At 58.9% G+C, this 24,521-nt stretch carries 25 protein-coding genes; 9 read left to right on the top strand and 16 right to left on the bottom strand.

All coding sequences use genetic code 11. The annotated features are described in order from the left end of the window. Positions 1 to 78: 78 nt before the first annotated feature. The 3 genes from coaD (at position 79) to HNQ50_RS10170 (ending at position 2,361) form a co-directional block, all read left to right on the top strand. Positions 79 to 576 carry a pantetheine-phosphate adenylyltransferase gene (gene coaD, locus HNQ50_RS10180; protein ID WP_184100280.1) on the top strand — a complete coding sequence of 166 codons (498 nt, stop codon included), beginning with the start codon at positions 79 to 81 and terminating at the stop codon, positions 574 to 576. A 128-nt stretch (positions 577 to 704) separates the two neighbouring features. Then, positions 705 to 1,640, top strand: coding sequence for a class I SAM-dependent methyltransferase (locus HNQ50_RS10175; protein ID WP_184100278.1), 936 nt, complete (start codon positions 705 to 707; stop codon positions 1,638 to 1,640). Between the two features lie 112 nt (positions 1,641 to 1,752). Beyond that, positions 1,753 to 2,361: a lytic transglycosylase domain-containing protein gene (locus HNQ50_RS10170; protein WP_308419152.1), complete on the top strand. Its 609-nt coding sequence runs from the start codon at positions 1,753 to 1,755 to the stop codon at positions 2,359 to 2,361. Positions 2,362 to 2,435: 74 nt separating this feature from the next. On the opposite strand, the gene HNQ50_RS10165 is transcribed toward HNQ50_RS10170, so the two are convergent. From HNQ50_RS10165 to HNQ50_RS10145, 5 genes are all read right to left on the bottom strand, one after another. Beyond that, positions 2,436 to 3,107: a Crp/Fnr family transcriptional regulator gene (locus HNQ50_RS10165; protein WP_184100276.1), complete on the bottom strand. Its 672-nt coding sequence runs from the start codon at positions 3,105 to 3,107 to the stop codon at positions 2,436 to 2,438. Between the two features lie 110 nt (positions 3,108 to 3,217). After that, the gene (gene xth / locus HNQ50_RS10160; RefSeq protein WP_184100274.1) at positions 3,218 to 3,988 is read right to left on the bottom strand and encodes an exodeoxyribonuclease III; all 771 of its coding nucleotides are present in this window, start codon (positions 3,986 to 3,988) and stop codon (positions 3,218 to 3,220) included. Positions 3,989 to 4,069: 81 nt separating this feature from the next. Continuing rightward, on the bottom strand, positions 4,070 to 4,540 hold the full coding sequence (locus HNQ50_RS10155; RefSeq protein ID WP_184100272.1) for a DUF4124 domain-containing protein: 471 nt from the start codon (positions 4,538 to 4,540) through the stop codon (positions 4,070 to 4,072). 53 nt (positions 4,541 to 4,593) lie between these two features. Further along, on the bottom strand, positions 4,594 to 5,022 hold the full coding sequence (locus HNQ50_RS10150) for a hypothetical protein (RefSeq protein ID WP_184100270.1): 429 nt from the start codon (positions 5,020 to 5,022) through the stop codon (positions 4,594 to 4,596). Then, the gene (locus tag HNQ50_RS10145; protein WP_184100268.1) at positions 5,019 to 5,969 is read right to left on the bottom strand and encodes a Nudix family hydrolase; all 951 of its coding nucleotides are present in this window, start codon (positions 5,967 to 5,969) and stop codon (positions 5,019 to 5,021) included. Before HNQ50_RS10145 ends, HNQ50_RS10150 begins: the two co-directional genes overlap by 4 nt. A 114-nt stretch (positions 5,970 to 6,083) precedes the next feature. Between HNQ50_RS10145 and HNQ50_RS10140 the strand changes: the two genes are divergently transcribed. Further along, complete coding sequence (locus HNQ50_RS10140; RefSeq protein WP_184100266.1) at positions 6,084 to 6,527, top strand: hypothetical protein; 444 nt, start codon at positions 6,084 to 6,086, stop codon at positions 6,525 to 6,527. A gap of 19 nt (positions 6,528 to 6,546) precedes the next feature. Here the strand turns inward: HNQ50_RS10140 and HNQ50_RS10135 are convergent, their stop codons facing one another. Continuing rightward, positions 6,547 to 7,413 (bottom strand): ATP-binding protein, encoded by an 867-nt coding sequence (locus tag HNQ50_RS10135; protein ID WP_184100264.1) that lies wholly within the window; start codon positions 7,411 to 7,413, stop codon positions 6,547 to 6,549. 308 nt (positions 7,414 to 7,721) lie between these two features. Here HNQ50_RS10135 and HNQ50_RS22335 point away from each other — a divergent pair, with 308 nt between their 5' ends. Next, positions 7,722 to 7,844, top strand: a complete 123-nt coding sequence (locus tag HNQ50_RS22335; RefSeq protein WP_281386177.1) for a hypothetical protein — start codon at positions 7,722 to 7,724, stop codon at positions 7,842 to 7,844. A gap of 131 nt (positions 7,845 to 7,975) precedes the next feature. Next, positions 7,976 to 8,920, top strand: coding sequence for a 4-hydroxy-tetrahydrodipicolinate synthase (gene dapA, locus HNQ50_RS10130; RefSeq protein WP_246428673.1), 945 nt, complete (start codon positions 7,976 to 7,978; stop codon positions 8,918 to 8,920). Position 8,921: 1 nt separating this feature from the next. On the opposite strand, the gene HNQ50_RS10125 is transcribed toward dapA, so the two are convergent. From HNQ50_RS10125 to HNQ50_RS10105, 5 genes are all read right to left on the bottom strand, one after another. After that, the gene (locus tag HNQ50_RS10125) at positions 8,922 to 10,535 is read right to left on the bottom strand and encodes an arylsulfatase (RefSeq protein WP_184100262.1); all 1,614 of its coding nucleotides are present in this window, start codon (positions 10,533 to 10,535) and stop codon (positions 8,922 to 8,924) included. Between the two features lie 206 nt (positions 10,536 to 10,741). Further along, a complete protein-coding gene (argJ, locus tag HNQ50_RS10120) occupies positions 10,742 to 11,971 on the bottom strand; it encodes a bifunctional glutamate N-acetyltransferase/amino-acid acetyltransferase ArgJ (RefSeq protein ID WP_184100260.1) in 1,230 nt (409 codons plus the stop codon). A gap of 137 nt (positions 11,972 to 12,108) precedes the next feature. Continuing rightward, entirely contained in the window at positions 12,109 to 12,765 is a 657-nt protein-coding gene (locus tag HNQ50_RS10115; RefSeq protein ID WP_184100257.1) for an FAD-dependent oxidoreductase, read from the bottom strand. Positions 12,766 to 12,950: 185 nt separating this feature from the next. After that, positions 12,951 to 13,988, bottom strand: a complete 1,038-nt coding sequence (gene mutY / locus HNQ50_RS10110; protein WP_184100255.1) for an A/G-specific adenine glycosylase — start codon at positions 13,986 to 13,988, stop codon at positions 12,951 to 12,953. An 8-nt stretch (positions 13,989 to 13,996) separates the two neighbouring features. Further along, positions 13,997 to 16,240, bottom strand: a complete 2,244-nt coding sequence (locus HNQ50_RS10105; protein WP_184100253.1) for an AsmA family protein — start codon at positions 16,238 to 16,240, stop codon at positions 13,997 to 13,999. 199 nt (positions 16,241 to 16,439) lie between these two features. Between HNQ50_RS10105 and HNQ50_RS10100 the strand changes: the two genes are divergently transcribed. The 3 genes from HNQ50_RS10100 (at position 16,440) to rlmD (ending at position 18,783) form a co-directional block, all read left to right on the top strand. Then, a complete protein-coding gene (locus tag HNQ50_RS10100) occupies positions 16,440 to 16,847 on the top strand; it encodes an acyl-CoA thioesterase (protein WP_184100251.1) in 408 nt (135 codons plus the stop codon). Positions 16,848 to 16,851: 4 nt separating this feature from the next. Continuing rightward, positions 16,852 to 17,331 carry an LEA/WHy family protein gene (locus HNQ50_RS10095; RefSeq protein ID WP_184100249.1) on the top strand — a complete coding sequence of 160 codons (480 nt, stop codon included), beginning with the start codon at positions 16,852 to 16,854 and terminating at the stop codon, positions 17,329 to 17,331. Between the two features lie 150 nt (positions 17,332 to 17,481). Next, positions 17,482 to 18,783, top strand: coding sequence for a 23S rRNA (uracil(1939)-C(5))-methyltransferase RlmD (rlmD, locus tag HNQ50_RS10090; RefSeq protein ID WP_184100247.1), 1,302 nt, complete (start codon positions 17,482 to 17,484; stop codon positions 18,781 to 18,783). Between the two features lie 61 nt (positions 18,784 to 18,844). On the opposite strand, the gene HNQ50_RS10085 is transcribed toward rlmD, so the two are convergent. The 5 genes from HNQ50_RS10085 to HNQ50_RS10065 form a co-directional block, all read right to left on the bottom strand. After that, positions 18,845 to 19,051 carry a hypothetical protein gene (locus HNQ50_RS10085; RefSeq protein ID WP_184100238.1) on the bottom strand — a complete coding sequence of 69 codons (207 nt, stop codon included), beginning with the start codon at positions 19,049 to 19,051 and terminating at the stop codon, positions 18,845 to 18,847. 139 nt (positions 19,052 to 19,190) lie between these two features. After that, positions 19,191 to 21,194 (bottom strand): UvrD-helicase domain-containing protein, encoded by a 2,004-nt coding sequence (locus tag HNQ50_RS10080; protein ID WP_184100236.1) that lies wholly within the window; start codon positions 21,192 to 21,194, stop codon positions 19,191 to 19,193. 93 nt (positions 21,195 to 21,287) lie between these two features. After that, the gene (gene hutC, locus HNQ50_RS10075) at positions 21,288 to 21,992 is read right to left on the bottom strand and encodes a histidine utilization transcriptional repressor HutC (RefSeq protein WP_184100234.1); all 705 of its coding nucleotides are present in this window, start codon (positions 21,990 to 21,992) and stop codon (positions 21,288 to 21,290) included. 48 nt (positions 21,993 to 22,040) lie between these two features. Beyond that, positions 22,041 to 23,216, bottom strand: a complete 1,176-nt coding sequence (locus HNQ50_RS10070; RefSeq protein ID WP_184100232.1) for a GGDEF domain-containing protein — start codon at positions 23,214 to 23,216, stop codon at positions 22,041 to 22,043. A gap of 183 nt (positions 23,217 to 23,399) precedes the next feature. Next, a complete protein-coding gene (locus tag HNQ50_RS10065) occupies positions 23,400 to 24,476 on the bottom strand; it encodes a BMP family ABC transporter substrate-binding protein (protein WP_221303129.1) in 1,077 nt (358 codons plus the stop codon). Positions 24,477 to 24,521 lie beyond the last annotated feature (45 nt).

The following is a 24,521-nucleotide window of genomic DNA, read 5'->3' as shown; positions in this document are numbered from 1 at the left end:
GACCCGATTTCTTCAAGTCATCCTGGTTTAACATTGGGTGATGTTATAGTGGCGACTCGCGTCTGGAAAGGAAATGACATGCGGCGTGGTGTTTATGCCGGTAGCTTCGATCCGGTGACTAACGGTCACCTCTGGATGATTGAACATGGCGTCCGTCTGTTTGACGAGATGGTAGTCGCTATCGGTGAGAATCCTGACAAACGGTACACCTTCAGCGTGGACGAAAGACTGGCCATGTTGCGTGAGGCTACCCAGCATTTACCCAATCTGCGGGTGGAGTGTTTCGAGAACCGCTTCCTGGTCGATTACGCGCGTGACCTGAATGCGGACTACATCATCCGTGGCATCCGTGAGGCCGCCGATTATGAGTTTGAGCGCAAAATGCGCTACGTCAACGCCGATCTGGCGCCGCATATCGACACCATTTTCCTGATGCCCCCGCGTGAGATTGCGGAGGTCAGCTCGACCATGGTCAAAGGTCTTGTCGGGCCGGCTGGCTGGGAAGACGTGGTGGGGCAATATGTGCCCGAACCGGTGTTCAAACGCTTGCTGGCCTTGTCAGGTCGGCAGCGCTAGCCAGGCTGTTGTCAGACAGCAACAACCGACCGGCGGTTACAGGGAAAACACTCCCGGCTGCCGGTTAATTTTTTGTGTCAAAGAACATGCAGCCCGATCGGCGGCATGACTAATGGATAGTGTGTTAGATGCCTGATATCGCCAGTTACAGCAATCGGCTCGCCAAGAATTTCAAGCGCCTCTCTAAATGGGCGCGGCGCGAAGACCTTACTTGCTTTCGTCTTTATGACCGCGACGTACCGGAGTTTCCGGTCATCGTGGACTGGTATGACGGCCATGTGCAGTTGCAGGAATACGATACCGGCTGGGTGCAGACCGAAGGCGCGCATGAAGAGTGGTTGTCGGATATCTGGTACGCCACGGCGGACGCCTTGGGGATTGATGAAGATCTGGTCGCCATCAAGACACGTGCGCGTCAGCGGGGCGTGACCCAATACGAGAAAAATGAAGCCGAAGGCGAGCAGTTTGTAGTGTCCGAGCGCGGCCTCAAGTTTCTGGTGAACCTGGATGCTTACCTGGATACGGGCCTTTTTCTGGATCACCGCAACACCCGCCAGCGCGTGCGCGAAGAAGCTGCCGGCAAGCGTGTACTTAATCTCTTCTGTTATACCGGCTCGTTCAGCGTGTACGCCGCTGCCGGCGGCGCCAAGGCCACCACATCGGTGGATCTGTCCAATACCTATCTGGACTGGACCGGTCGCAATATGGCACTCAACGGTTTTGAAGGCCCGCAGCACCGCCGCGTACGCGGGGACGTGTTGCAGTACCTGGAAGAAACCCTGGATGGTGGCTGGAAATACGATCTGATCATTCTGGACCCACCGTCATTTTCCAATTCCAAGAAAATGCAGGGCGTGCTGGATGTGCAGCGCGATCATCGCTGGATGGTGGAAAGCTGTCTGGATATGCTGCACCCCGGTGGTGTGCTGTATTTTTCCAACAACTTGCGCACCTTCAAGATGGACGATGCGCTCAAGCCGTTGTGCCAGGATATCAGCGAGCAATCGGTGCCGGAAGACTTCCGCAACAAGCGCATTCACCAGTGCTTCCGTTTTCAGAAATAACCCAAAAAGGCGTTTGAACAGGGTCAGCGGTGTGACTGGTGAGCCATATGGCATTGACCCTGATGCCGGCTCGGCTTACAGTCGCGCCATTGTGCCGTGTTGATGTGTTGCCGTGAAAAAAGCGTTATTTATCTGCCTCTTAGCTGTTTCCGGTCTGGCCCTTGCGGGAGCCCAGAAGGAAGAAGCGTTGTCTACGTCCGTACAATCGGCCATGGCGCGCTCGGTCGGTGATGGTATCCAGCCGCGTCTGGTGTTCGATAGCAAGGCCGAGGGTGATGCCTGGCTCAATGAAATGTCGGCCCGGCTGGTCAAGAAGGTGCCGGACGAATTCATGCGCCGCAAGCTGTTGACCGCCGTGCAGTATGAAGCCACCCGCGCCGGGCTGGACCCGCAAATGGTGTTGGGTCTGATCAATGTGGAAAGCGGTTTTAACCGCTATGCCCTCTCCAGCGTGGGTGCACGCGGCCTGATGCAGGTGATGCCGTTCTGGGTGCGCCAGATTGGTTCGGCAGACCAGAATCTGTTTGATATGAACACCAACCTGCGCTACGGCTGCACCATCTTGCGGTATTACCTGGATGTAGAGAACGGCGATCTGTTCCGCGCACTGGGCCGATACAACGGCAGCCTGGGCCGGCCGGAATATCCCAATATGGTGTATGGCTCCTGGAAGAACCTGTTTGCCTGGAAAGACATTGGCGGCAATATCGCCAGCAAATAGCGTGTCTGGTTTTCCAGCCAACAAAAAACCCGGCGATGACCGGGTTTTTTGTTGGTTACTGCATGACCGTGCACTTAGTGCGGCAACTCATCGGGCTTGAGCAAACGCAGATAGCCGCCAGAAAGATCAACCAGGCCATCGTCTACCCATACGTTCAGTTGCTTGTTGACCGACTCCCGGCTGGAACCGACCAGATTGGCGATTTCCTGCTGGGTGAGTTTCAGATCAATCAGCACCCCACGATCGGTCTGGTCGCCATGCTGCTCGCCCAACTGGCGCAGCATTTTGCCCAAACGTTGCGGCAGGTTCAGGAACAGGGTGTCTTGCAACAAATCATCGGCAGAGCGCAGGCGCTGGCACAACGCGGCAATCAGCTGGCGCATGACCTTGGGATGGGACTCCAGGTATTCCATCACCGATTCGCGGCGCAACACCAGCAGTTCGCACGGTTCCAGTGACTCAACACCGGCCGAGCGCAAACCGCCATCCAGCATGGCCAGTTCACCAAACACTTCACCGGCTTCCAGCAGGCTCAGTGTCGCCTCACGGCCGTCGTCTGTGCTGCGCACAACCTTGAGACGGCCGTGCAGCACGGCATACATTTCATCGCCGGTCGTACCTTGCGAAATCACGGTTTGCTTGGCGCGGATGGTGCGCAATTCCGCATGCTGCGCCAGGCCTTCCAGCTCTTCGGGCGTCAGCTCGCAAAACAGGCTGCTGCCGGACAGGAGTTTTGCTTTATCCATATGAATTCAGGCGGGTTTTGTTGGAACGCGCTCATTGTGCACCAACACCGCGCTGCTGTCGCTCATCTTGGGTGTCGTGCCATTGTCATTATTGACGGCCAGGGTGTGACTTAATCGGCCACGGTGACGATCACCGGCGTGTGATCAGACGGGCGCTCTACCCGGCGCGGGTCTTTGTCAATGACGCAGGCGCTCACCAGATCTTTGAGGGGTTGAGAGACCAGCAGATGATCAATGCGCAAACCGGCGTTGCGCTTGAAGCCGTACATGCGGTAATCCCACCAGCTGAAGGATTTTTCCGGCTGCTCAAACAGACGGAACGAGTCGGTCAGGCCCAGGGCCAGCAACTGCCGGAACGCGGAACGCTCCGGGCCGGACACCAGCACCTGGCCTTCCCACTTGGCCGGGTCGTGCACGTCGCGGTCTTCCGGCGCGATATTGTAGTCACCCGCCAGGATGAGTTTGGGATACGTGGCCAGTTCAGTACGCAGCCAGTCGGTAAACGCCTTGAGCCAGGACAGCTTGTAGACGTACTTGTCCGAGTCCAGGCTCTGCCCGTTGGGGATATAGGCACAGATAAAGCGCACGCCGTTGACCGTGGCGGCAATCACGCGCTTTTGTTCATCGGCAAAGCCCGGAATATTGACGCTGACGTCCGTGAGCGGTGCCCGCGCAATAATGGCGACGCCGTTATAGGTTTTCTGGCCGGCAAACACCACGTGAAAACCGGCGGCTTCAATTTCGGCCAGGGGGAAGGCGCTGTCTTCCAGCTTGGTTTCCTGGATGGCCAGCGCGGTAATGCCAGGATTGGCGGCGAGCCATTCGAGTACCTGCGGCAGGCGGATTTTCAGGCTGTTCACATTCCAGGTGACAAATTGCATGGCCAGGGGTCCACAAAAACAAAGCGCCGTAATCACGGCGCATTAGTTGAAATCAGAAGGGTGCGCGCGTCAGCGGGCAAATCAGTGCGCTGGCGGTACGACATGATAACCGGCCTTGTCCAGAACGGCTTGCCAGAGTGTCAGGTCCCACCCTTTATAGACGTCTGTGCCCACGGCCAGCACCGGCAGCGGGCTGTTGGTATCGTTGGTGGTTTTATAAAAGGTCAGCACTTCTTGCTGCGAATTGGTAATGGAGTGCAGCTCGTACGGTACTTTGTTGCTGTCCAGTAACTCCCGCGCGGAAACGCAAGGCGGGCAGTTATCCACCACAAACAGCCGAATGCCCGATTTGGCCGCGGCCGCCGCGCTGGCGCTGCGACCATCGGTCACATTGGCCTTGATGGCGCGCTGGGTGTTCTGCGGAAAGATGGGACGGTCACTGTAATGCAGATTGCCAGCGTCATCACGCCATTGGTAAACCGCTGCCGCTTGCGCGGCCAGACAACTTGCTGCGAAACAGACCAAAGCCAGTGCGGAAATACTGTTTTTCATAGCCGCAATTATGCCTTATGCAGACGGCATCGGTCAGGGGTAAAACTACGCATTCAGCGGCGCTGAATGGCGAATATCACCTTGTTTTTGTTGACGTTTAGTGTCAGTAACCAGTCGCTGCGTGCCTGGGTGCAAAAGGGCAACGCAGTGCGGGTTTGCCATTGACCGGCCGGTCCCGGCGCAAAATGAAAACGGTTAGGTCCCATATCCATACCGGCCATTTGCCAACTGGCCGTGGCAGAGGTCAGTGGCGTGCCAAAGAGCATCAAGCTAAAGGGGCGGGCCGGCGTAATGGGCTGATCGCTCTGGATACGATAAGCGTGGTCGTCCAGCGTGAAATTGCAGCCAAGGGCAAGATCTGCACAGGCCAGCGGGACTGGCGCAGTAGCCGGCCGGGTTGGCAACCAGCCTTGATTCCAGGCCACGTAAAACGCGGTCGCCAGCACGGCAAAGCTGCCGCTCAAGAGACCGCGCCAGTTCATTGCCACGCTCCGGAGAGCAAGGCCACGCCATGCGCACCATGGGTCTGCGCTTGCGCCACGTCAGCCGGGCTGAGCCCGCCGATCGCGTAGAGCGGAAATGGCCAGCCCTGGCCGGTTAACGCGGCAAAGCTGGTCCAACCCAGCGGTGCTGCCCCTGGATGGCTGGTGGTTTCCTTGACGTGCCCGGCGATGGCGTAATCCACGCCGATACGCTGGGCCTGAGCCAGCTCAGTGGCGTTGTGAACCGAAGCCCCGACCCAGTCAAGCCCGCGCGGACGCGCGTTCAGCGTGGCGGCGGTGCGGGCAGACAAATGAACGCCATCTGCGCCCAGTTCGCGGGCCAGGTCGATCTGATCATGCAGGAACACCTGCGCATGGTGGGCGCGCACCCGCTGGAGTACCTCACGCGCTAGTGCTGCATAGGCGGTGCCGTCCAGTTGTGGCTCGCGCAGGATCAGCCAGCGCAAGCCGTTTGCCAGTGCCTGCTCAAGCCGCGCCAGCCAGGTCTCAGGGCCCAGCAGCGCGACCGCGGAAAGCGCCAGCGTAGCCGGTAATTGCAGGCCGCGCATGATGGGGCCGTTGGCGGGCAGGATGGGCGAAACGGTCAGTGCTCGATTGGCCTGCCAGGCAAATTGCTGGCCTTCACGGGACTGGATGTCGCCTTGCCACGCGGTGACGCAAAAGAAATGCAGCCGCACTGTGGCATGCGGATAAGTGAAGGTCTGGGTCAGCCAGGGATGCGCTGCCGTGACCGTAATGCCCATTTCTTCAAATAGCTCGCGCGCCAGTGCGGCAAGAGCGGTTTCGCCGGCTTCCAGCTTGCCGCCAGGAAACTCCCAGAACCCGGCAAACGGTTTACCCGCCGGACGGCTGCCCAACAAGAACTGGCCGTCCGGTTTCACCAGAATGCCCACTGCCACATCTACAATACGTACGGGATTGCTCATGATGAGACCCCGCTGACGACGTGCATGTAGGCAAGCCCGAATAAAACATCTAAGATCATCTTTGCTTTTGCCATTAGTAAGTATTGGCCCAACCGTACAGAACCGGCGCTCATCGTGTCACAGCAAATCACTGAAATCCAGCCCGTTACCGTGGCTCAAAGCTGGCGTTTGATCAGTACACTGGCCCGCTCTCCGGGCACCGTGTGCAGCATTGTCGCTGCCGCGCCAGAGCGCGTGGTGGGTGAACATGCCTGGGGTTTGTCCGTGCAGGTGCTGATTGTGCAGGAAGATGGCTGGTATCTGTTGCGCAATGCGGCACCGGTGGCCTTGCAAGAGCTGGTGGAAGGCTTGCGCCAAAGTGGCCGGCCGGCCTTTTTTGTGACCGGCAAGGTGCGACCACTGGCAGAAGATTCTATGGAGGATGCCGCGCGGCACCTCATCCATGTGCCGCCCAGGCTGATGTCGGAGACGACACTGCAGCAGTTCTACAAGTTGTTCACACCCTGCATGGGTGAGACAGTCCGTTTTGTAGAACCGCTGCTGCTGCCTGCCCTGTAGCGTTGGCCGCTGGGGCCGCTTAGTGGCTACCGGCCCAGTCCCGCGCAAATTGCCAGGCGATCCGGCCACTGCGTGCGCCCCGACCCAGTGCCCAGTTCAGGGCATCATGCTCCACGGCGTCGGTCCATTCGGTTTGACCAAACTGCGCCAGCCAGTGTCGGGCGGCGTTCAGGTATTCCTCCTGGCTGAAACCGTAGAACGACAGCCACAGACCAAAACGCTCTGACAGGGCGATTTTTTCTTCAATGGCTTCGGCAAAGTGGATTTCATCCCCCACGTGGCGGGTCTGTTCATTTTCGCTGAAGTATTCCGGCACCAGGTGGCGGCGGTTGGAGGTTGCGTAGATCAGGACGTTGGCACTGGGCGCGGCGATGGAACCATCCAGCGCGGTCTTGAGTGCTTGATAACCATAGTCGCCTTCTTCAAACGACAGATCGTCGCAGAACACCAGGTAGTTTTCAGCGCGGTCTGCAATCAGCGCAACGATATCGGGCAGATCGGTCAGATGGGCCTTGTCGACCTCAATCAGCCGTAAACCGGTATCCCGAAACTCATTCCACGCCGCTTTGACGAGGGAAGACTTGCCGCAGCCGCGTGAACCGGTCAGCAAAACATTGTTGGCCAGCTTGCCGGCCACAAACTGGCGCGTATTTTCAACCAGGCGCTGCTTTTGCAGGTCAATGTTCTGCAGATCATCCAGGCTGACCTTATGCACATGCTTGATGGCTTGCAGGTAGCGATGACCATTTTGTACGCGCCAGCGGTACGCCACGGCAGACCAGTCTGTGGTCGGCGGGGCGGGCGGCAAGGCGGCTTCAAGCCGGTTGATCAGTGTTTCAAGCTGGTGCGTGAGTTTTTCGAAATGCGGGTCCAGTGGGTGGGCCATGTGGGGTGCTCTTGACAAAGGACAATGGAAAATCCGGCTGGGCAATAGCGTACACGCTCGTACCGGGCGGTTCGACCCCAACCATTATTTCAAATGGAATCATTTGCGCAAGGGGCTGTTCTTGCAGCAGAAATCGTGCGCGCAAGCTGCAACAGGTGGGCTGCAACCGGCGCAAGTCAGGCGGTGGATACACGCCTGGGATGAATGATGCCCGTGTGGGGCGATCCGGGGGCTTGCGGAACAAGTACTTTACACCGGTCCGCATCGTCCGCTACATTTGATCGTCATAAATTTTTTCGGAGACTGCCGTGAACGCAATCGGGTTGGTCCACCTTTCATTTGCCAGTCAGCGCTATGCTGAGGCAGATGCACGCGTGGCTGCCGCGTTTGCCGTGGTCTCCAATAAATCCAAAAAACAGATGCGCCGCTGACGGGCCGTCTGTCCCGTCGGGCGCTACCGACGGGACTGCCAGCATCAACTTGCCTGAAACACTGATTTGCAGACCGCCGGGACCGCCTCCAGGGACCCGCTTTGCACACCGTGTTTGAACCCAGAGAGGCAATGATGACTGTATCTACCGTAATCGCTCCACCTTCCCCGCAAACCGAAGCGCAACCCCGCCGTGTCGACCCGCGTCGGGTGTTCACCGGTATCTGGGTGCCGTTGGTGACACCGTTCCGTGATGGCGCGCTGGATGTCCCGGCGCTGGAAAAGCTGGTCCAGATGCTGTTGCGTCAGGGTGTGGATGGCTTTGTGGTGTGTGGCACCACCGGTGAGGCCGCGACCCAAAGCGAATCCGAACAACTCACCCAACTGCGTATTGTGCGGGCGCTGGCCGGCCATGTGCCGGTGATCATGGGGGCCAGTGGTGCGGATACCTACAGTATGTGCCGCTGGATCGAGCGCATCGAGGCCAACGGGGCCAGCGGGCTCTTGATCAGCCCGCCGCTGTACGTGCGGCCATCCCAGGCGGGTATCCGCCAGCACTATGAGGCGCTGGCGGCAACGACCAGCCTGCCGATTGTGCTCTACAACATTCCGTACCGGACCGGCGTCAATATGGAGGTCGAGACCGTCAAGGCGCTGGCGGCCAATCCGCAATTTGTGGCGATCAAGGAAAGCGGCGGCGGCAATCTGGCGCAACTGACGGCGTTGATTGAAGAAACACCGCTCCGGGTGTTGAGTGGCGAGGACCATCTGCTGTTCATTACGGCATGCCTTGGCGGTCACGGCGGCATTGCCGCAGCGGCGCATATCCGGCCAGACCTGTACCGCCGCATGCTGGCGTATGTGGCGGCGGGGGATTTGCCGGCAGCACGGCAACTGGCCAGCGCACTCTCGCCACTGATCAAGCTCTTGTTCAGCGAACCCAACCCTGGCCCGCTCAAGGCCGCGCTGGAAATCATGGGCGTGCTGCGCAATGAGTTGCGCTTGCCCATGACTCCCGTGTCTGCGCAGTTGTACCGGCAGCTTGAGACAAGCCTGCCGGCCATTCTGGGCTTGTGAGCTAGAGCAACGCGGGTGCCGGGATATCTTCCAGCACGCCGGTTTCGCGCACGTATTGCTGCCAGGCACCGAGCAATCCGGTGAGAATGTCCGGCCGGGCCTCGGCCTGATCGTGGATTTCACCGGGGTCTTGTGAGAGGTCATACAACTGCCAGCGGGACGGGCCGGCCGGTTCCGGAATGAACACGGCTTTCCAGTCGCCCTGGCGGATGGCCTTGCGCCCGAACAACTCCCAGCCGGTGACATGATCTTGCGGATGCGTGCGGTCGGTGGTGGCGTGCAACCAGGGCAACAGCGAGCGGCCCCGTACCGGCAAGACCTCCCGTGCGCGAAAACGTGGCGCGGGGTGGGTGATTCCAGCCAGCTCCAGCAGGGTAGGGGCGATATCCATCACCGTGGCAAAGTCACGGCTGATGGCCCGCTGGCGGGCGAGCTTGCCGTAATGCAGCAGCGCGGGCACGCGTATGCCGCCTTCGGTGGTGAAGGCCTTGTACAGCCGGGCGGGGGCCGTGCCGGCTTGCGCCCAGCGCGGCCCGTACCAGACATACGAATTGCCACGCCCCAGGTTGGCCAGACTGTTGTCGTAATGGGTGTCGATGACTTGCTGCAGGTTGGGGCCAAATGCCGGTAGCGCCTCCAGCAGGGCGCCTTCTGCGCCATTGTCGGACAGGAACAGGATCACGGTGTTATCAAACTGGCCGCTGGTTTTCAGTTGCTCGATCACCCGGCCGATATTCCAGTCCATCCGTTCGACCATGGCGGCATAGACGGCCATGGTGCGGGCAGAAAAGGCTTTCTGTTCGTCACTGAGTGCAGACCACTCGGTATTGGTGGCGATGACTGGATGGGCCTCTACATCCGCGTCAATCAAGCCCAAGTCTTTCAGGCGCGCCAGTCGTTCCAGCCGCAGGGCATCCGGCCCGGCGTGATACCGATGCGCGTATCTGGCGATTAATTCATCCGGTGCTTGTAACGGCCAGTGCGGCGCAGAAAAGGGCAGATAGGCAAAGAAGGGTTTGCCCGCCGGTGCCTCCGCCAGATAACCCAGCAGACGATCGGTGAAGTAGTCGCTGGAGTAATAGTCATCCGGCAGTTCCTTCACATATTCGCCATCTTCGGCGTACAGGCCACGCGTCCCTTTCAGCAAGCGCGGTACCTGATCCGGGGCGATATCCGCCTCAAAGCCATAGTGATTGGCGGCCCCGGGCAGCAAGGCAAACGAGCGGTCAAAGCCACGCGCATGCGGGCTGCGTTCTGGCGTCAGGCCCAGATGCCATTTGCCGGACATGATGGTGTAGTAGCCGGCGTCTTGCAGGATTTCCGGCAGCGCCGCCACCTGGTCATTCAGATAGCCCTCATAGCCGGGTTTGCCTGCGTGGGCGGGGGTGAGGATTTCGGCAAAGGTGCCCAGGCCCGCCAGATGGTGATCCGTCCCGGACAGCAACATGGCGCGGGTCGGCGAGCAGGCAGAGGCAGTATGAAAGTCGGTAAACCGCAAGCCGGCGTAGGCCAGTTCATCCAGGTGTGGCGTCGAGATTTCACTGCCAAACGCACCGATATCGGAAAAGCCCAGGTCGTCGGCAAGAATGACCAGAAAGTTGGGTTGCGCAGTCATGATTTATCCGTGGCAAGAGATGGGGCCGCGTATCACAAATCGCGCGCCTGCCAGCAGGATAAATATAACAAATAGAAATTTAAACTAATTTCAATATAATATTTGTTGATATAAAAACAATCGGCACGGCAGCACAAGTCCATGCATATAACAAAACGGCCCGGACAATGCCGGGCCGTTTCAGGATCAGAACGTGCCAATCCATCTTAGCTGCGGTAATCCGCGTTGATCTTCACATAGTCGTAACTGAAGTCGCAGGTCCAGATGGTGGCATTTTCCTCGCCACGGCCCAGCTTCACGGTGATGGTGATCTCGGCTTCTTTCATCACGCGCTGGCCTTGTTCTTCGGTATAGCTGGCGGCGCGGCCACCCTCTTTGGCAACCAGCACATCGCCCAGCCAGACTTCCAGCTTGTCTACATCCAGATCCGGCACGGCCGAGTAGCCAATCGCGCACAGAATACGGCCCAGGTTGGGGTCGCTGGCAAAGAAGGCGGTTTTGATCAAGGGCGAGCGGCCAATGGCGTAGCCGACGGCTTTACATTCCTCGCGTGAGGTGCCGCCTTCCACGTTAATGGTCATGAATTTGGTCGCGCCTTCACCGTCGCGGATGATGGCTTTGGCCAGCGTTTGCGCGACATCCAGCACGGCGTCACGCAGGGTGGCGAATTCGGCGCTGGCTTCATCGGTGATTTCTGCCGTGCCGGCCTTGCCGGTGGCGATCAGGATGTAACTGTCGTTGGTCGAGGTGTCGCCATCGACAGTAATGCTGTTGAACGAGCGGTCTGCGGTAAAAGACACCAGCTTTTGCAGCAGTGCTTGCGACACGGCAGCGTCCGTCGCCACATAGCCCAGCATGGTCGCCATATTGGGGTGGATCATGCCGGCGCCCTTGCTGATGCCGGTCACCGTGACGGTTTTACCGCCAATCTGCACCTGGCGGCTCGCCGCCTTGGGCGCGACGTCAGTGGTCATGATGGCTTGTGCCGCTTGTGCCCAGTTGGCCGGGGCCAGATCAGCCTGCGCAGCGGGCAGGGCGCCAATGATCTTCTCGTGTGGCAGCGGCTCCAGAATCACGCCGGTGGAGAACGGCAGCACTTGCTCCGGTGCAATATCCATCTGCCCGGCCAGGGCTACGCAAACCGCCCTGGCGCGCTCCAGACCGCTCACGCCGGTGCCGGCATTGGCGTTGCCGGTGTTGACCACCAGCGCACGGATATCGCCACCCGCAGCCAGATGTTCGCGGCACAGGCGCACGGGCGCGGCGCAAAACTTGTTCAGCGTGAATACGCCGGCGGCGCGGCTACCCTGGGCCAATCGCATCACCAATACGTCCTTGCGGCCCGGTGTTTTGACACCAGCAGAAGCAATACCCAGTTCAACCCCGGCAACGGGGTGCAGGCTGGACGGATCGAGTGCAGGCAGATTGACCGGCATGGCGCTTATCCTTTGAGAAAAATGATGATCAACAAGAACCCGCAAGCATACCGGATTCACGTGACAATCGGCATCACTCTGCACACGCAAAAATGCCCGGCGGAACCGGGCATTCTCAAAACGGGGGGCGTCGGCGCTCAGTGCTGGGCAGCAAGGCCAGGTGTAGCGGCATGCATGATGGAGGCCATGGTGCGCTCAAGGTCGATGATTTCTACCGGGGTGTTGCTGGTGGACTCTGTGCTGGCGGCCCAGGAATGCGGTAACCAGTGGGAGCACGCATCGGCGGTGACCACCACGCGGTCGGCCCGCATGATGCCATTAAGGGTATAAACGCAGCTTTTTTCGACCGCCAGAATGGTGCGATCAGGGAAGTAATCAATGCGCTGGGACAACCAGCATTTGAGGGTACGCAGTGCCGCGCCCAGATCAATTTGTTCTGCATCGCTGGCGGGCGGAAAACCAGGCAACGGGCTGCTGGCCAGACGCGCAACGCCAGACAGGCAATCACGCAGTACGCGCGCTTCCAGTTCGTCACGCTGCAGCAAGGAGACGCTGGCCGCTTCATGCAGGGCACCGGGTACCCGTTGCCAGCGTTCGCGGGCGGGGCGATCCAGCGGCAACAATTGTGGTGGCAGTCCGTGTTGCAGGATGAGCCCGGCTTCTGCCGGCGCGCGATCATCAGCGCCGCTTTCCAGCAGCGCCACGCTCAGGCCTCGCTGGTGGGCAACCCACGCGCGGGAAAGCCCGGCAAGGCCACTGCCAACGATCACGATATCCCAGGCTTGTTCACGCATATCCCATCCTTGAGGGACTTCTACATCATTGTTGCAATTGAGATTTCTTTGGGGTTGAGGGGCGTGGTATTTCACACGACCGTTCAGTCTGGAGCGCAGCATAACGGCTATTGCATACCGTGGCACTGCGCTTCGTCAGCTTAACTTGTAAGTTTATCGGCTTTATTAAGCAAATTGGAAATTGCTTATACAGACGGTAGCAACAAGAGCTTGCGCAAGGGGGTCGGGATGCCGGCTGCGAGTGCTTCCTGGCGGGTAAACCAGCGGGTTTGATCCGATCTCAGGCTACCCGCGCCGATCACCCGTGCCGGTTGCGGGGTAATGGTCAGCCGGAAATGCGTGAAAACGTGGACCAGCTCTGGCAGCGCGGGTTCCAGTGCAATGGCAAGGCCAAAGCGGGCGGCAAAATCGGCTTCGGCTTCCAGCGTGGAAGACGTCTCTGGCAGTGCCCACAAGCCACCCCAGATGCCGGTGGGCGGGCGTTGCTCCAGCAAGATGCGCTCACCGTCCTGCACCATCAGCATGACGGTCTGGCGTTCCGGGATTTTTTTCTTTGGCTTGGGCGCGGGCAGTTCCAGTTGCCGGCCTTCCCGCCGCGCCACGCAGTCGTCCATCATCGGGCAGGTCAGACAGGCGGGCTTTTTGGGCATGCAGACCGTTGCGCCCAGGTCCATGATGGCCTGGGTGTAGGCGGGTATGTCTGCACTGGCAGGCAACAAGGATTGCGCCAGATCCCACATGCGGTTCTCGATGGCCTTGCTGGCGATATTGCCGTCGATGCCGGCCCAGCGGGCCAGCACGCGTTTGACGTTGCCATCCAGAATGGCTGCGCGCGTGTTGAAACTGAATGCGGCGATAGCCGCCGCGGTAGAGCGCCCCACGCCGGGCAGGGTGGCAATTTCGTCCGGCGTTTGTGGAAATACGCCGCCAAACTCGCTCATCACTTTTTTGGCGGCCGCATGCAGATTGCGGGCGCGGGTGTAGTAACCCAGACCGGCCCACAAAGCCATCACGTCGTCGTGCGGCGCAGCAGCCAGATCGGCCACTGTGGGGCAACGGGCCAGGAACCGTGCGTAATAGGGGATGACCGTAGTGACCTGCGTTTGCTGCAACATGATCTCTGACAGCCAGACCCGATAGGGGTCGCTGACTTGCCAAGGCAGATCATGACGACCATGGCTGGCGTGCCAGGCAAGCAGGCGTTCGGCAAACGGAGCGGTCACGGTGGTGTTTACTTCTTTTTGGGGGGCGTGGGTTTGGCTGGCGTGGGCGCAGAGGCGGCTTTGCTCTTGTTCTGTTTTTGCGCGGCTTTGGCGGCTGCGGCCTTGGCTGCTGCCGCTTTTTCTGCGGCGGCTTTTTGCCGGGCAATGAACTGTTCTTTCACGCTGGCATAGTCCACGTGATAGTCCGGCGATGCCAGTGGGCCCGATAGCGTGATCGGCAGGGTCAGACCAGCCAGACTGGCCAGCTCCGGCAGGCGGGAACTGGTTGATGCCAGCATCTGATAATCGATATAACCCTGGCCCAGGTTAATGGCGCCGCCGCCGGTGAGCTTGACCACGCCGGTGCCGACCGCAAGATCATTGTTACGCGCCACACCGTCCTTGATCTGCAGGCTGGCTTGCAACTGGGTGAAGCGGGTGCGTGCATCCTGGTCGGATGGCTGGGTGACTTCGCTGCCCAGCAGGGCCAGTTGTTTGCTGGTATTGCGCAACAGGGCTTCCACGTCGATGCCGCGAATCGCCCCTTCTTTCAATTGCAGATGCGCGCTGCCGTTGGTGGTGCGGCGCAAGTCTTCCAGCGAGGTGCCAGTGGCAGAGATATCCAGATCGACCTGACCGCGCCCTTCAAAGCGGCTGGTATCCAGCACGTCGACCAGCAAGGTATTGATATTGGTATCCGTCAGCCGCTGACGGGCCCGGAAAACCGGCATATCACCGGTGGTGTCGATCTGCATGCTGCCCTTGAGCTGACCTTCGTAGAGTGTGGCCTCCAGCGGGTCCATGGTCAGTTTGCGATCGCGCGCGGTGAAGTTCATGGCAATGTCATCGACATGCAGGTTTTTCACCACCAGTTCACCAATGCGTACTTGCCCTTGTGCGCGGGCGTGGCGCAACCAGGTGAAGTCAATGTCCTTGCTCTGGTCGACCTGGCGTGCGCCTTCGCTCACCACCGGCAGATACGGCGTCAGGTCAAGCCGGCTGATATTGAAGTCAAACTGGTATTCCGGCTGCACAAAATCGTTCACACCCAGGCTCATCGACACCGGTTCGTGATCCAGTTGACCGTTGCTGGCCAGGTGCAGGAACTCAGAACGCAAATCCAGCGTGCTGTTGCCGGTGAGCTCCAGCCCGATTTCACCGCGCGGCAGCGCAGTATTGCTATACGTGCCAGTGAGTTTGTAGGCAGGCAGGGAAAAACGCGTACCGCCCTGCATTTCCAGTGGGCTGACAAACTGCGCCGAGAATTTCTGGCCCGGGCTATCGAGCGACACATCAATGCTGGCGTTATCTGCGCGCAGCAAACCGCCCTGAACGCCTGCCAGTCGCGGCACTTTCATGCTGGCAGACAGCCTGTTGCCGGGGCTTTTCATGTCCACCTGGAGTTTGAGTTTATCCAGCGACAGCACATTGCGGGCCACGCCGATTTCCGGCAGATCCAGTTCGCCCGTCCAGTGTTGGTCCGCCCGTTTGCCAGACGCAGACACGTGCAGATCACCGCCATTCAGTCGCAACGGTTGCCAGCCGTACACCAGGTTACCGGTCACGCTGACTTCGGCATCAGATACTTTCAGTGCGGGGGAGCTGTCACCCTGCTGTGCCAGATTGAGCTTGAGATCGGCCACCAGCAAGCGCCGTTCTTGCGCGTGGTAGCGCATGGCGGCCCCCCCCTTGACGCGTCCGCGCCATTGCACAGCAGCGGGCGGGCCCACCTGTAATTCGCCCTCTAGCGCCAGTTCGCCGTTTTTGGGGTCACCCAGCTTGTCCATATTCCATTGCAGGCGCGCCAGGCGGAAGTACTCATTCAGACCATTGTCGCGATAAACCAGGTCACCATCGTTGAACGCGACCCGGTCAATATCAAAGTTGATGCGCGCACCGGCTTCCCGCTTTTGCAGCAGGTCGTCAAAGTTGTAGGTACCGTCGGGCTGGCGCTCGATATGCACTTGCGGGTGATCCAGGTCCAGCCGGTGGACCACCACTGAACGGGAGCGTAGCAGTGGCCATACCGAGAATTCCACCCGCACATGGTCAGCCTGGGCAAAAATGCGTTCGGGATGATTGGGCTCGCTGAGCGTGACCTTGTCCAGCAACAGCGCCGGGCGGGGCAAGATCACAAGACGCGTGCGTCCCTGCACGCTGAGCGCACGCTGATTGTCATGCGACATCTGCGTGGCCAGCGCGGCCTGGGCGAAGTCTGCCTGGAGAAACCACGGCACAATGCCGACCGTGGCGATCAGAGCCACAATCAACAATAAGACTAGCCGGAAAGGGAGGGAGTGGCGCAGGTCCATCTGGAGCGATGCTGGTTTTTGTGTAAGTATGAGTTGCCGATGGTCTTGGGATTATCCCTAAGGGGGCGGGATTAAGCAAAGAGCACGTGCTCTATGGATGGGTTCCGCTGTGCTGACGTTCACATAACTCGCTCAAATAACAATTTTGTCTGGAGTTGCAATGCCGTTTCGTACCGAAATCAAGGTTCGCGGGTATCACCTTGACCTGTATGGCCACGTGAACAACGCGCGCTACCTTGAGTTTCTGGAAGAAGCCCGCTGGGGCATGATGGAGTCTCACGGCGATCTGGAATGGTTTATGCAACGTCAGTATGCACTGGTCGTCAGCCGCATTGATATCCGCTACAAGCGGCCTGCCACCATGGGTGACCTGTTGGTGGTGGAAACCCGCTCCGGCGCCATGGGCGAGCGCCATGTCATTGTGGAGCAGCGTATTGTGCGGGCCGACAACGGCAAGGTGGTAGCCGAAGCCGATGTCACCGTCGCGGTGATCCACGCCGACGTGCAAGGTGCGTTGCCCATGCAGGGCGACATTGCCGAACGCTTCCAGTTGCTGGCAGGGGAATAACGCCATGCGCCGCGTAATCGGGATCGTGCTGGCACTGGCCATGTTGATGCTGGCCGGCTGCAGTGGTTTGCCCATGAGCTGGGAAAAGCCGCGTATTTCGCTGGCCGGCTTCACGCTCAAGGACGCGACGTTCTTTCAACAGCGCTTTGTATTGGCGCTGACTGTGCAAAACCCCAACAATATCTCTGTCGCTGTGTCGGGTCTGGATGCGCGTTTGTCGGTTAACGGCATCGAGATGGCGCAGGGCGTCTCTAACGAGCAAATGACGATTCCGGCACTGGGTGAAGTTACGCTGCATATCGAGGTGGTCAGCAATATTGCCCAACTGGTCAAGCAATTGCGCGCGCTCAAGAGCGATGAAGCCCCCACCTACAAACTGACCGGGCGGATTTATCTGCCGGTTAAACCAGATGGCATTGCCTTCAGTAAATCTGGCGACATGCCCCCGCGGGATGACTGGTTGCCCAAAAACCTGCGTTTCTGAGCTCAGGCCCGGCCCGCAACCCGCACCCAATAAAAAAACCGGAGACCTGTGCTCCGGTTTTTTTATTGGGCGTAAATGCGGTCTTGTGTAAAGACAAGGCGTGCGCTGCGGTATAATCGACTGTTTTGTCAGGCAGTTCCTGGATACCCCATGCCGCAAGCCCGGATTGAATCACTGGACCACGAAGGTCACGGCGTTGCCCGCGTTGAGGGCAAAACCATTTTTGTCGACGGCGCACTGCCGTTCGAAACCGTTACCTACAATACCTACCGCAAAAAGCCCAATTTCGAGAATGCGCAGGCCATGCAAATTCACACCGAAAGCTTTATGCGGACCAAGCCCAAATGCCCGCATTTTGGGGTTTGCGGTGGCTGCTCCTTGCAGCATATGGAGTTCACCGCCCAGGTGGCCGCCAAACAACGCGTGCTGGAAGATAATCTGGAACGCATCGGCACGGTGAAGCCGGAAACCCTGCTGCCGGCCATTTACGGCCCGCAATGGGGCTACCGCCACCGCGCGCGGCTCTCCGTGCGTGACGTCGCCAAAAAGGGCGGTGTGCTGGTCGGTTTTCATGAAAAGCGGTCGTCCTTCATTGCGGACATGACTGAATGTCATGTGCTGCCCAAGTTCCTCTCGGACCAACTGGTGCCGATGCGTGAACTGGTCGGCAAGCTTTCTATTTACAACCGCATGCCGCAGATCGAAATCGCCGCTGGCGAGCACGTCACCGTGCTGGTGTTCCGCAATATGGACGCCATCACCGAGGCCGATGAAGCGCACTTCAAAGCCTATGCCGATCAGTGGAATGTCCAGATCTGGCTGCAACCCAAAGGCCCGGATACCGCCTACCCGCTCTACCCCAAAGACGCGCCGGCGCTGACGTATGAATTGCCTGAATACGGCATCACCATGCCGTTCAAGCCCACCGAATTCACCCAGGTGAATCACGCCGTAAACCGTGTGATGGTTGACCGCGCCATGCGTCTGCTGGACCCGCAACCGGGTGAAGTCATTGCCGATATGTTCTGTGGGCTGGGCAATTTCACGCTGCCCATCGCCCGCCGTGGCGCCAAAGTGCTGGGCATGGAAGGCCTGCAGCAACTGGTTGACCGTGCCTTTGAAGGCGCGCGTTTCAACCAGCTGGAACACCTGACCGATTTCAAGGTGGCCAACCTGTTTGAAATGACCGAAGAGTGGCTGGATAAACTAGGCCACTTCGACAAGATGCTGATCGACCCGCCACGTGACGGCGCGATGGAACTGGTCAAATCCATCAGCGCCGAACACGGCCCCAAGCGCATTGTGTACGTATCCTGTAGCCCCTCCACCCTGGCGCGCGATGCCAACGTGCTGGTGAATGTGAAGGGCTACAAGCTCAGGTCCGCGGGCGTGGTGAACATGTTCCCGCACACCGGGCATGTAGAATCGATGGCGTTGTTTGAGAAGGATTGATCGCGCACCGCTAATAAAAAAACCGGCTCAGGCCGGTTTTTTTATTAGGGCGCCTGAACGCTCATACATACGTATCTATCGCCCGTCCGATGGTGCTGATGCCGCTGCCCACAGCAGAGACACCACTACCAATCGCAGAAACCGCCGTCCCGACCACCGACGCGGCGGCACCCACCGTCTCTGCCACCGCGCGCACGGGCAGCGAGCCGACGCTGGTCACAAGACTGGGCGCATAGGCGACAAGGGCGCTGGAAACAATAGAGTTCATGGGCGAGTCCGCTGGCGGCTTTCTTTGGAAATAGGCAGCACTGATGCTTTTAATGTAACAGCTCAGTAGCGTATTGACAGCTTTGTATCGACATTAATACTTATGCTGTTGCGATATTCTTGCACATTTGCCAGGCGTTTTACATGCTGCCCAGCTTGTTCATCAAACCGGCCAGCGTGGCACGGCCTTCGGTTTTGGTGACCTGGTTTTGTCCTTTGTCCGGCGCAAGGCGACCAATCACGCGGATTTCATCCGGCGGTAGTTCCCGCAAGAAGCGGGACGGTTCCACAATTTGCCACTCGCCCGCACGGCGGCGTTTGCCGCAATAGCTGATGGTCAGCGAGCGCTGCGCGCGGGTGATGCCCACGTACATCAGCCGGCGTTCTTCTTCCACCATGCCGCTTTCGATGGAGTTGGCGTGCGGCAGGATGTCTTCCTCGCAGCCAATCAAGAACACGTGCGGATATTCCAGGCCTTTGGACGCATGCAGGGTGGACATGCGTACGGCATCCACTTCTTCTTCGTCCCGGCCTTCGAGCATGGTAATCAGGGCGATGGTCTGGGTAACCTCAATCAGGTTCTTGCCCTTTTCTTCGCCGTGCTTTTTGACCCAGCCAACAAAGTCCTGCACGTTCTTCCACTTGGCTTCGGCGGGCTTGGGATCGTCGCTGTCGTACAGCCAGGTTTCGTAATCAATGGCCTGCAACAGATCAACCAGCACCGAACCGGCATCTTCGCGCTGCGCGCGCGGTTGCATGCGGTTGATGAATTCACAGAAGGTGTGCAGCGCTTCGTATTGTTGAGGCTGTACCTGGTGGATAAAACCTTCTTCAAACGCGGCGGTAAATAGCGAAATCTGGCGCTGGTTGGCGTAAGCGCCCAGGCGTTCAAGCGTCACATTGCCAACGCCGCGCTTGGGCGTGGTAATGGCACGGATGAAGGCCGGATCATCGTCTTCATTGGCAATCAGCCGCAGATAAGACAGCACGTCCTTGATTTCGGCACGGTCAAAAAACGACTGCCCACCCGCCATGACATAGGGAATACGGTGCTCACGCAATTGGGTTTCGATAATCCGTGCCTGGTGGTTGCCCCGGTACAGCACGGCGTAATCGCTGAATTTGGTGTTGTTCAGAAACTTGTGGTTGAGCATGTTCATGGCCACCATTTCGGCCTCGGCTTCTTCGCTCTTGGCTTCAATTACCTGGATCGGATCACCAATGCCCAGATCAGACCACAAGGTCTTTTCAAACAGTTTGGGGTTGTTGCTGATCACGGCGTTGGCGCATTTCAGAATGCGCGCCACAGAGCGGTAGTTCTGTTCCAGCTTGATGATTTCCAGGCTGGGAAAGTCGGTTTTCAGCAGCGCCAGGTTTTCCACGTTGGCCCCGCGCCAGGCGTAAATAGACTGGTCATCGTCACCCACCGCCGTGAACTTGCCAGAGCTCCCGGTCAGTTGCTTGAGCAACTCGTACTGCGTGTTATTGGTGTCCTGATATTCATCAATCAGCAGATAACGCAGGCGCTGTTGCCACTTGGCGCGCACCTCTTCAAATTGGGCAAACAAGTCCACCGGCAGGCGGATCAAATCGTCAAAGTCCACCGCCTGGTAGGCTTGCAGCGTGTCCTGGTACTGGCGGTAGAGTTTGGCCAGATGCAATTCGCCCTCAGAATCTGCGCTCAGCATGGCTTTATCTGGTGAGACCCGGTCTGACTTGAGCATGGAAATGCGCGAGATCGTGCTGCGGATCAGCTGCTTGTCAGTGGTGGTGAGAATGTCAGAGATGATCTTCCACTGATCGCCACTATCCAGGATGGAGAACTGCGGCTTGTAGCCCAGATGGCGCGCTTCTTCACGCAGGATGCGCATGCCCAGCGAGTGAAACGTGCTGACCGTCAGCCCGCGCAGTTTGTCTGGCGGTAATAACGTACCCACCCGCTCGTTCATTTCCCGCGCGGCTTTGTTGGTAAAGGTGATGGCGGCGATATTGCGCGCGTCCATCTGCGCTGCGGTGATGAGATAGGCAATTTTCTGTGTGATCACCCGCGTCTTGCCCGATCCCGCGCCCGCCAGCACAAGGCAGGGGCCGTCCAGGTACTTTACAGCCGCGCGTTGCGGGGGGTTCAGGTGATCAAGATTCATGGGTCCAGGCAATCAGAGGCAGGGGGGACAAGCGCGCCATTTTACCGGGGTTACCCCAGAGCGTCGCGGCGATCTGGCAAATGGTGCGCGGCTTCAAAACGCGCCAGAGAACTGGAAGCGCACCCCGGGGTGCCACAAGGTAACCTCTGTGGCCACTTGTTCATGTGCCCAGGTCCGGCGCTGCAAAACCAGGCACGGATCGCCCGGCGACATCCGCAAATGCTGGCGGATATCGGCCTCTGGCAGGCGGGCGGTGATGACGTACTCTGCACGCTGCAACGGTGCTTCCTGCGTCATGTAATCGCTCGGGGTGAGGCGTTCGAAATCCTGTTCCAGGTAACGCGGATACAGGTGCGGATTCACGTAGCGGTCCTCTACCTGGATAGGTTCGCCGTTTTCCGCATGCACAATGCAGGAGTGATAGGCGTAATCGGTGGCTTTCAGGCCCAGCGTGGCCAGCGCTGCGGCGTCTGTGGTGCGCTCCAGGACCAGCACCTGGCTGGTGTGGACATGCCCGCGGCTTTCGATTTCGTGGGCAATGCTGCGGATTTCGATCAGCGTGGACTGGTATTTGCGGGCGTTTACAAAGGTGCCGGCGCCCTGCACCCGATGCAGCAACTGGTCCGCGGTTAACTCACGCAAGGCGCGGTGAACGGTCATGCGCGAGACGCCAAACTGTTTGACGAGATCATGCTCGGACGGGATCACACTGCCCGCCGGCCACGCACCAGATTCAATCTGCCGGCGCACATAATCCTTGATGCGGGCGTAGGCGGGCGCGGGGCGGAGGACGGGCATGGCGGGCTCAAAGCGCGGGGACGCCGCAATATAGCACGCGAGGGCGTATTACTGCGGTGGCGAGGTCGGCGTGGTGAACTGCGAGACGACGATACGATTGCGGCCTGCACCCTTGGCCTCATACAGGGCGTTGTCGGCGCGCAGGGTGAGTTCTTGCAGACTCTCTTCGGGGGACCAGTGCGCCAGGCCGCCGCTCATGGTGTAAGAGGTCAGCCCGTCGCCAATGCGGATGGTGTTGGCTTCAACCAGCGCACGCAGGCGTTCGGAAATTGCCCGCGCTTCGGCCTGACTGGCGCCGTACAACAACAGGCCAAACTCCTCGCCACCCAGCCGGCCCAGACAATCTGCCGCTCGCAGGGCGTTGTGCATGATGAGGGTGAAGTCGCGCAGAACTTCATCGCCGACTGCGTGACCGTAACGGTCATTGATTGATTTGAAATGATCAATATCCAGCAGCAGCAAGGAGAGCGGCCTGCCCGTGCGCACGGCGGTATTCATCTGCCGCGTGGCGTATTCGATAAACGCTTTGCGGGAGAGCGCATTGGTCAGGAAGTCCCGGCTGGCGACTTCTTCCGACGCCGTCAGAATGGCGTCGTGAGCCATCACCACAGCGCCCATGGTCAGGCCGGGAATCACCACTGCCCCCAGGGTCAGAAAGACCAGGTTGAGTGTGGAGTAATCGGTGTACCAGAATTTTATTTCCGGATGCAGCACGTACAGCACCCCGCGGACCAGATACCCGGCCGTGAGCAAAAAAGCAAAACCGGTGGTGAAATCGTGGCCATAGGTGGAGCGGGTTTGCGGGTGATTGCGCAAAATGGTGTAGCCAATCAAGCCGTGAAAACCGCCGTGATAGATCGAGGTCACCACCACCCGCATGGCAAACTGGTCTACATAAAAGCGCAGGCCAGCCAGTACCGCCAGAAACAAGACAAGGCTGATCACCAGTGGGCGAACGGGTACGCTTAATTGGGAAAAACGCCGGCAACCGGCATAGAACATGCAAATTGCGGCACCCAGCAGGCCATTGCCCACCAGGATGGGAATCACCGGCACATTGAGCGGCGTGGTGAGGTAGCAAGCCAGCGCCAGCAGTTCCAGCACATTGGCCCACAGCCATTCGCGCACGCCAGGCAGGCCGCTGCGACGCAGTGATGCCAGCACCAGCAACATCATGAAGTTGAGCAGTGCCGTAACAAGGAGAAGAAAGGCGGGGCTCGTCATGCTTTGTTCCGGGGGCGGCTGCCGGCCTGATTGATCGATATGTATTTTATGGAATGATTATGCTTACGTCATTGTGGCAAAGGCGGATTGACGCGTGTGCAAAAATTGGTTTGTCACTCGGTGTACCAATAAAAAACGGGCCAGCCGGCCCGTTTTTTATTGGTACACCACGCAGGCGGGACTTTATTTGGGCACGCTGCCGGTTACGCCATCTACATAAAAACTCATCTGTTTAAGATCAGCATCGGCATATGTTTTACCAGCCGCCACAAACACCTTGCCGGATTGATCCTTGAGCGGCCCGGCAAATGGATGCAGCTTGCCGGCCTTGATGGCATCGCGCCGATCTTCCGCCAGTTTCTTCACGTCAGCCGGTACAGACGGACCAAAATCGGCAATGTTGATGGCGCCTTCTTTCACGCCCCACCAGATATTGCCACTTTTCCAGCTGCCGGCTTTGACCTCGTCCTGGGTTTTGTCATAGATCACCCCCCAGTTGAGTTCTGACGCGGCCAGATGCGCTTTGCCGCCAAATTTGGTCATGTCAGAGTCCCAACCAAAAGCGTAGACGCCTTTTTCCTGGGCCGCCTGTACCACGGCAGGGGAGTCGGTATTCTGCATCAGTACATCCGCACCCTGGTCAACCAATGCCAGCGCGGCTTCCCGTTCCTTGCCCGGATCAAACCAGCTATTCACCCAGATCACGCGGGTGCTGGCGGTGGGGTTCACACTGCGCGCGCCAATGGTAAAGGCGTTGATATTGCGGATGACTTCCGGAATGGGGATCGACCCCACCACGCCCAGTTTGCCGCTCTTGCTCATCTTGCCGGCCACGACACCCAGCATGTACGCGCCTTCATACGTGCGGATGTCGTACACGCCCATGTTCTTGCTGGTCTTGTAACCGGTGGCATGCATGAAAATGGTATCGGGGAAGGATTTGGCCACCTTGGCCATCTGGTTCATATACCCGAACGAGGTGCCGTAGATGACCTTGTAGCCTTGCTGCGCCAGATCACGGAACACGCGCTCTGAATCTGCTGTTTCCGGCACGTTTTCCACAAAGGTGGTTTTGACGTCCGCGCCGTATTTGGCTTCCAGCGCCTTGCGGCCCTGGTCGTGTGAGTAGGTCCAGCCGTGGTCCCCGGTAGGGCCGATATACACAAACCCGACCTTGACCGGATCGGCTGCTTCTGCGCTGGCAGCCAGCACCAGTGCCAACGCGGCACAGCCTGCCAGCATGCTTGATCGTGACCACATGGTTGAATCTCCTCGCCTTGATTGTAGGGATGGGTATCGCATGCA

Origin of the sequence: Silvimonas terrae, assembly GCF_014202765.1 — a bacterium.
GTDB lineage: Bacteria > Pseudomonadota > Gammaproteobacteria > Burkholderiales > Chitinibacteraceae > Silvimonas > Silvimonas terrae.
This window is presented reverse-complemented; position numbering and strand designations above follow the sequence as displayed.

Excerpts from the sequence above, each read along its gene's own strand:
- HNQ50_RS10145 (WP_184100268.1), bottom strand. The coding sequence starts at position 5,969 with ATGAGCAATCCCGTACGTATTGTAGATGTGGCAGTGGGCATTCTGGTG.
- coaD (WP_184100280.1), top strand. The coding sequence starts at position 79 with ATGCGGCGTGGTGTTTATGCCGGTAGCTTCGATCCGGTGACTAACGGT.
- HNQ50_RS10080 (WP_184100236.1), bottom strand. The coding sequence starts at position 21,194 with ATGAATCTTGATCACCTGAACCCCCCGCAACGCGCGGCTGTAAAGTAC.
- HNQ50_RS10115 (WP_184100257.1), bottom strand. The coding sequence starts at position 12,765 with ATGCGTGAACAAGCCTGGGATATCGTGATCGTTGGCAGTGGCCTTGCC.
- HNQ50_RS10125 (WP_184100262.1), bottom strand. The coding sequence starts at position 10,535 with ATGACTGCGCAACCCAACTTTCTGGTCATTCTTGCCGACGACCTGGGC.
- HNQ50_RS10095 (WP_184100249.1), top strand. The coding sequence starts at position 16,852 with ATGCGCCGCGTAATCGGGATCGTGCTGGCACTGGCCATGTTGATGCTG.
- HNQ50_RS10100 (WP_184100251.1), top strand. The coding sequence starts at position 16,440 with ATGCCGTTTCGTACCGAAATCAAGGTTCGCGGGTATCACCTTGACCTG.
- dapA (WP_246428673.1), top strand. The coding sequence starts at position 7,976 with ATGATGACTGTATCTACCGTAATCGCTCCACCTTCCCCGCAAACCGAA.
- HNQ50_RS10165 (WP_184100276.1), bottom strand. The coding sequence starts at position 3,107 with ATGGATAAAGCAAAACTCCTGTCCGGCAGCAGCCTGTTTTGCGAGCTG.
- hutC (WP_184100234.1), bottom strand. The coding sequence starts at position 21,992 with ATGCCCGTCCTCCGCCCCGCGCCCGCCTACGCCCGCATCAAGGATTAT.
- HNQ50_RS10150 (WP_184100270.1), bottom strand. The coding sequence starts at position 5,022 with ATGAACTGGCGCGGTCTCTTGAGCGGCAGCTTTGCCGTGCTGGCGACC.
- HNQ50_RS10070 (WP_184100232.1), bottom strand. The coding sequence starts at position 23,216 with ATGACGAGCCCCGCCTTTCTTCTCCTTGTTACGGCACTGCTCAACTTC.
- HNQ50_RS10175 (WP_184100278.1), top strand. The coding sequence starts at position 705 with ATGCCTGATATCGCCAGTTACAGCAATCGGCTCGCCAAGAATTTCAAG.
- argJ (WP_184100260.1), bottom strand. The coding sequence starts at position 11,971 with ATGCCGGTCAATCTGCCTGCACTCGATCCGTCCAGCCTGCACCCCGTT.
- xth (WP_184100274.1), bottom strand. The coding sequence starts at position 3,988 with ATGCAATTTGTCACCTGGAATGTGAACAGCCTGAAAATCCGCCTGCCG.
- HNQ50_RS10155 (WP_184100272.1), bottom strand. The coding sequence starts at position 4,540 with ATGAAAAACAGTATTTCCGCACTGGCTTTGGTCTGTTTCGCAGCAAGT.
- HNQ50_RS10065 (WP_221303129.1), bottom strand. The coding sequence starts at position 24,476 with ATGTGGTCACGATCAAGCATGCTGGCAGGCTGTGCCGCGTTGGCACTG.
- HNQ50_RS10135 (WP_184100264.1), bottom strand. The coding sequence starts at position 7,413 with ATGGCCCACCCACTGGACCCGCATTTCGAAAAACTCACGCACCAGCTT.
- HNQ50_RS10085 (WP_184100238.1), bottom strand. The coding sequence starts at position 19,051 with ATGAACTCTATTGTTTCCAGCGCCCTTGTCGCCTATGCGCCCAGTCTT.
- rlmD (WP_184100247.1), top strand. The coding sequence starts at position 17,482 with ATGCCGCAAGCCCGGATTGAATCACTGGACCACGAAGGTCACGGCGTT.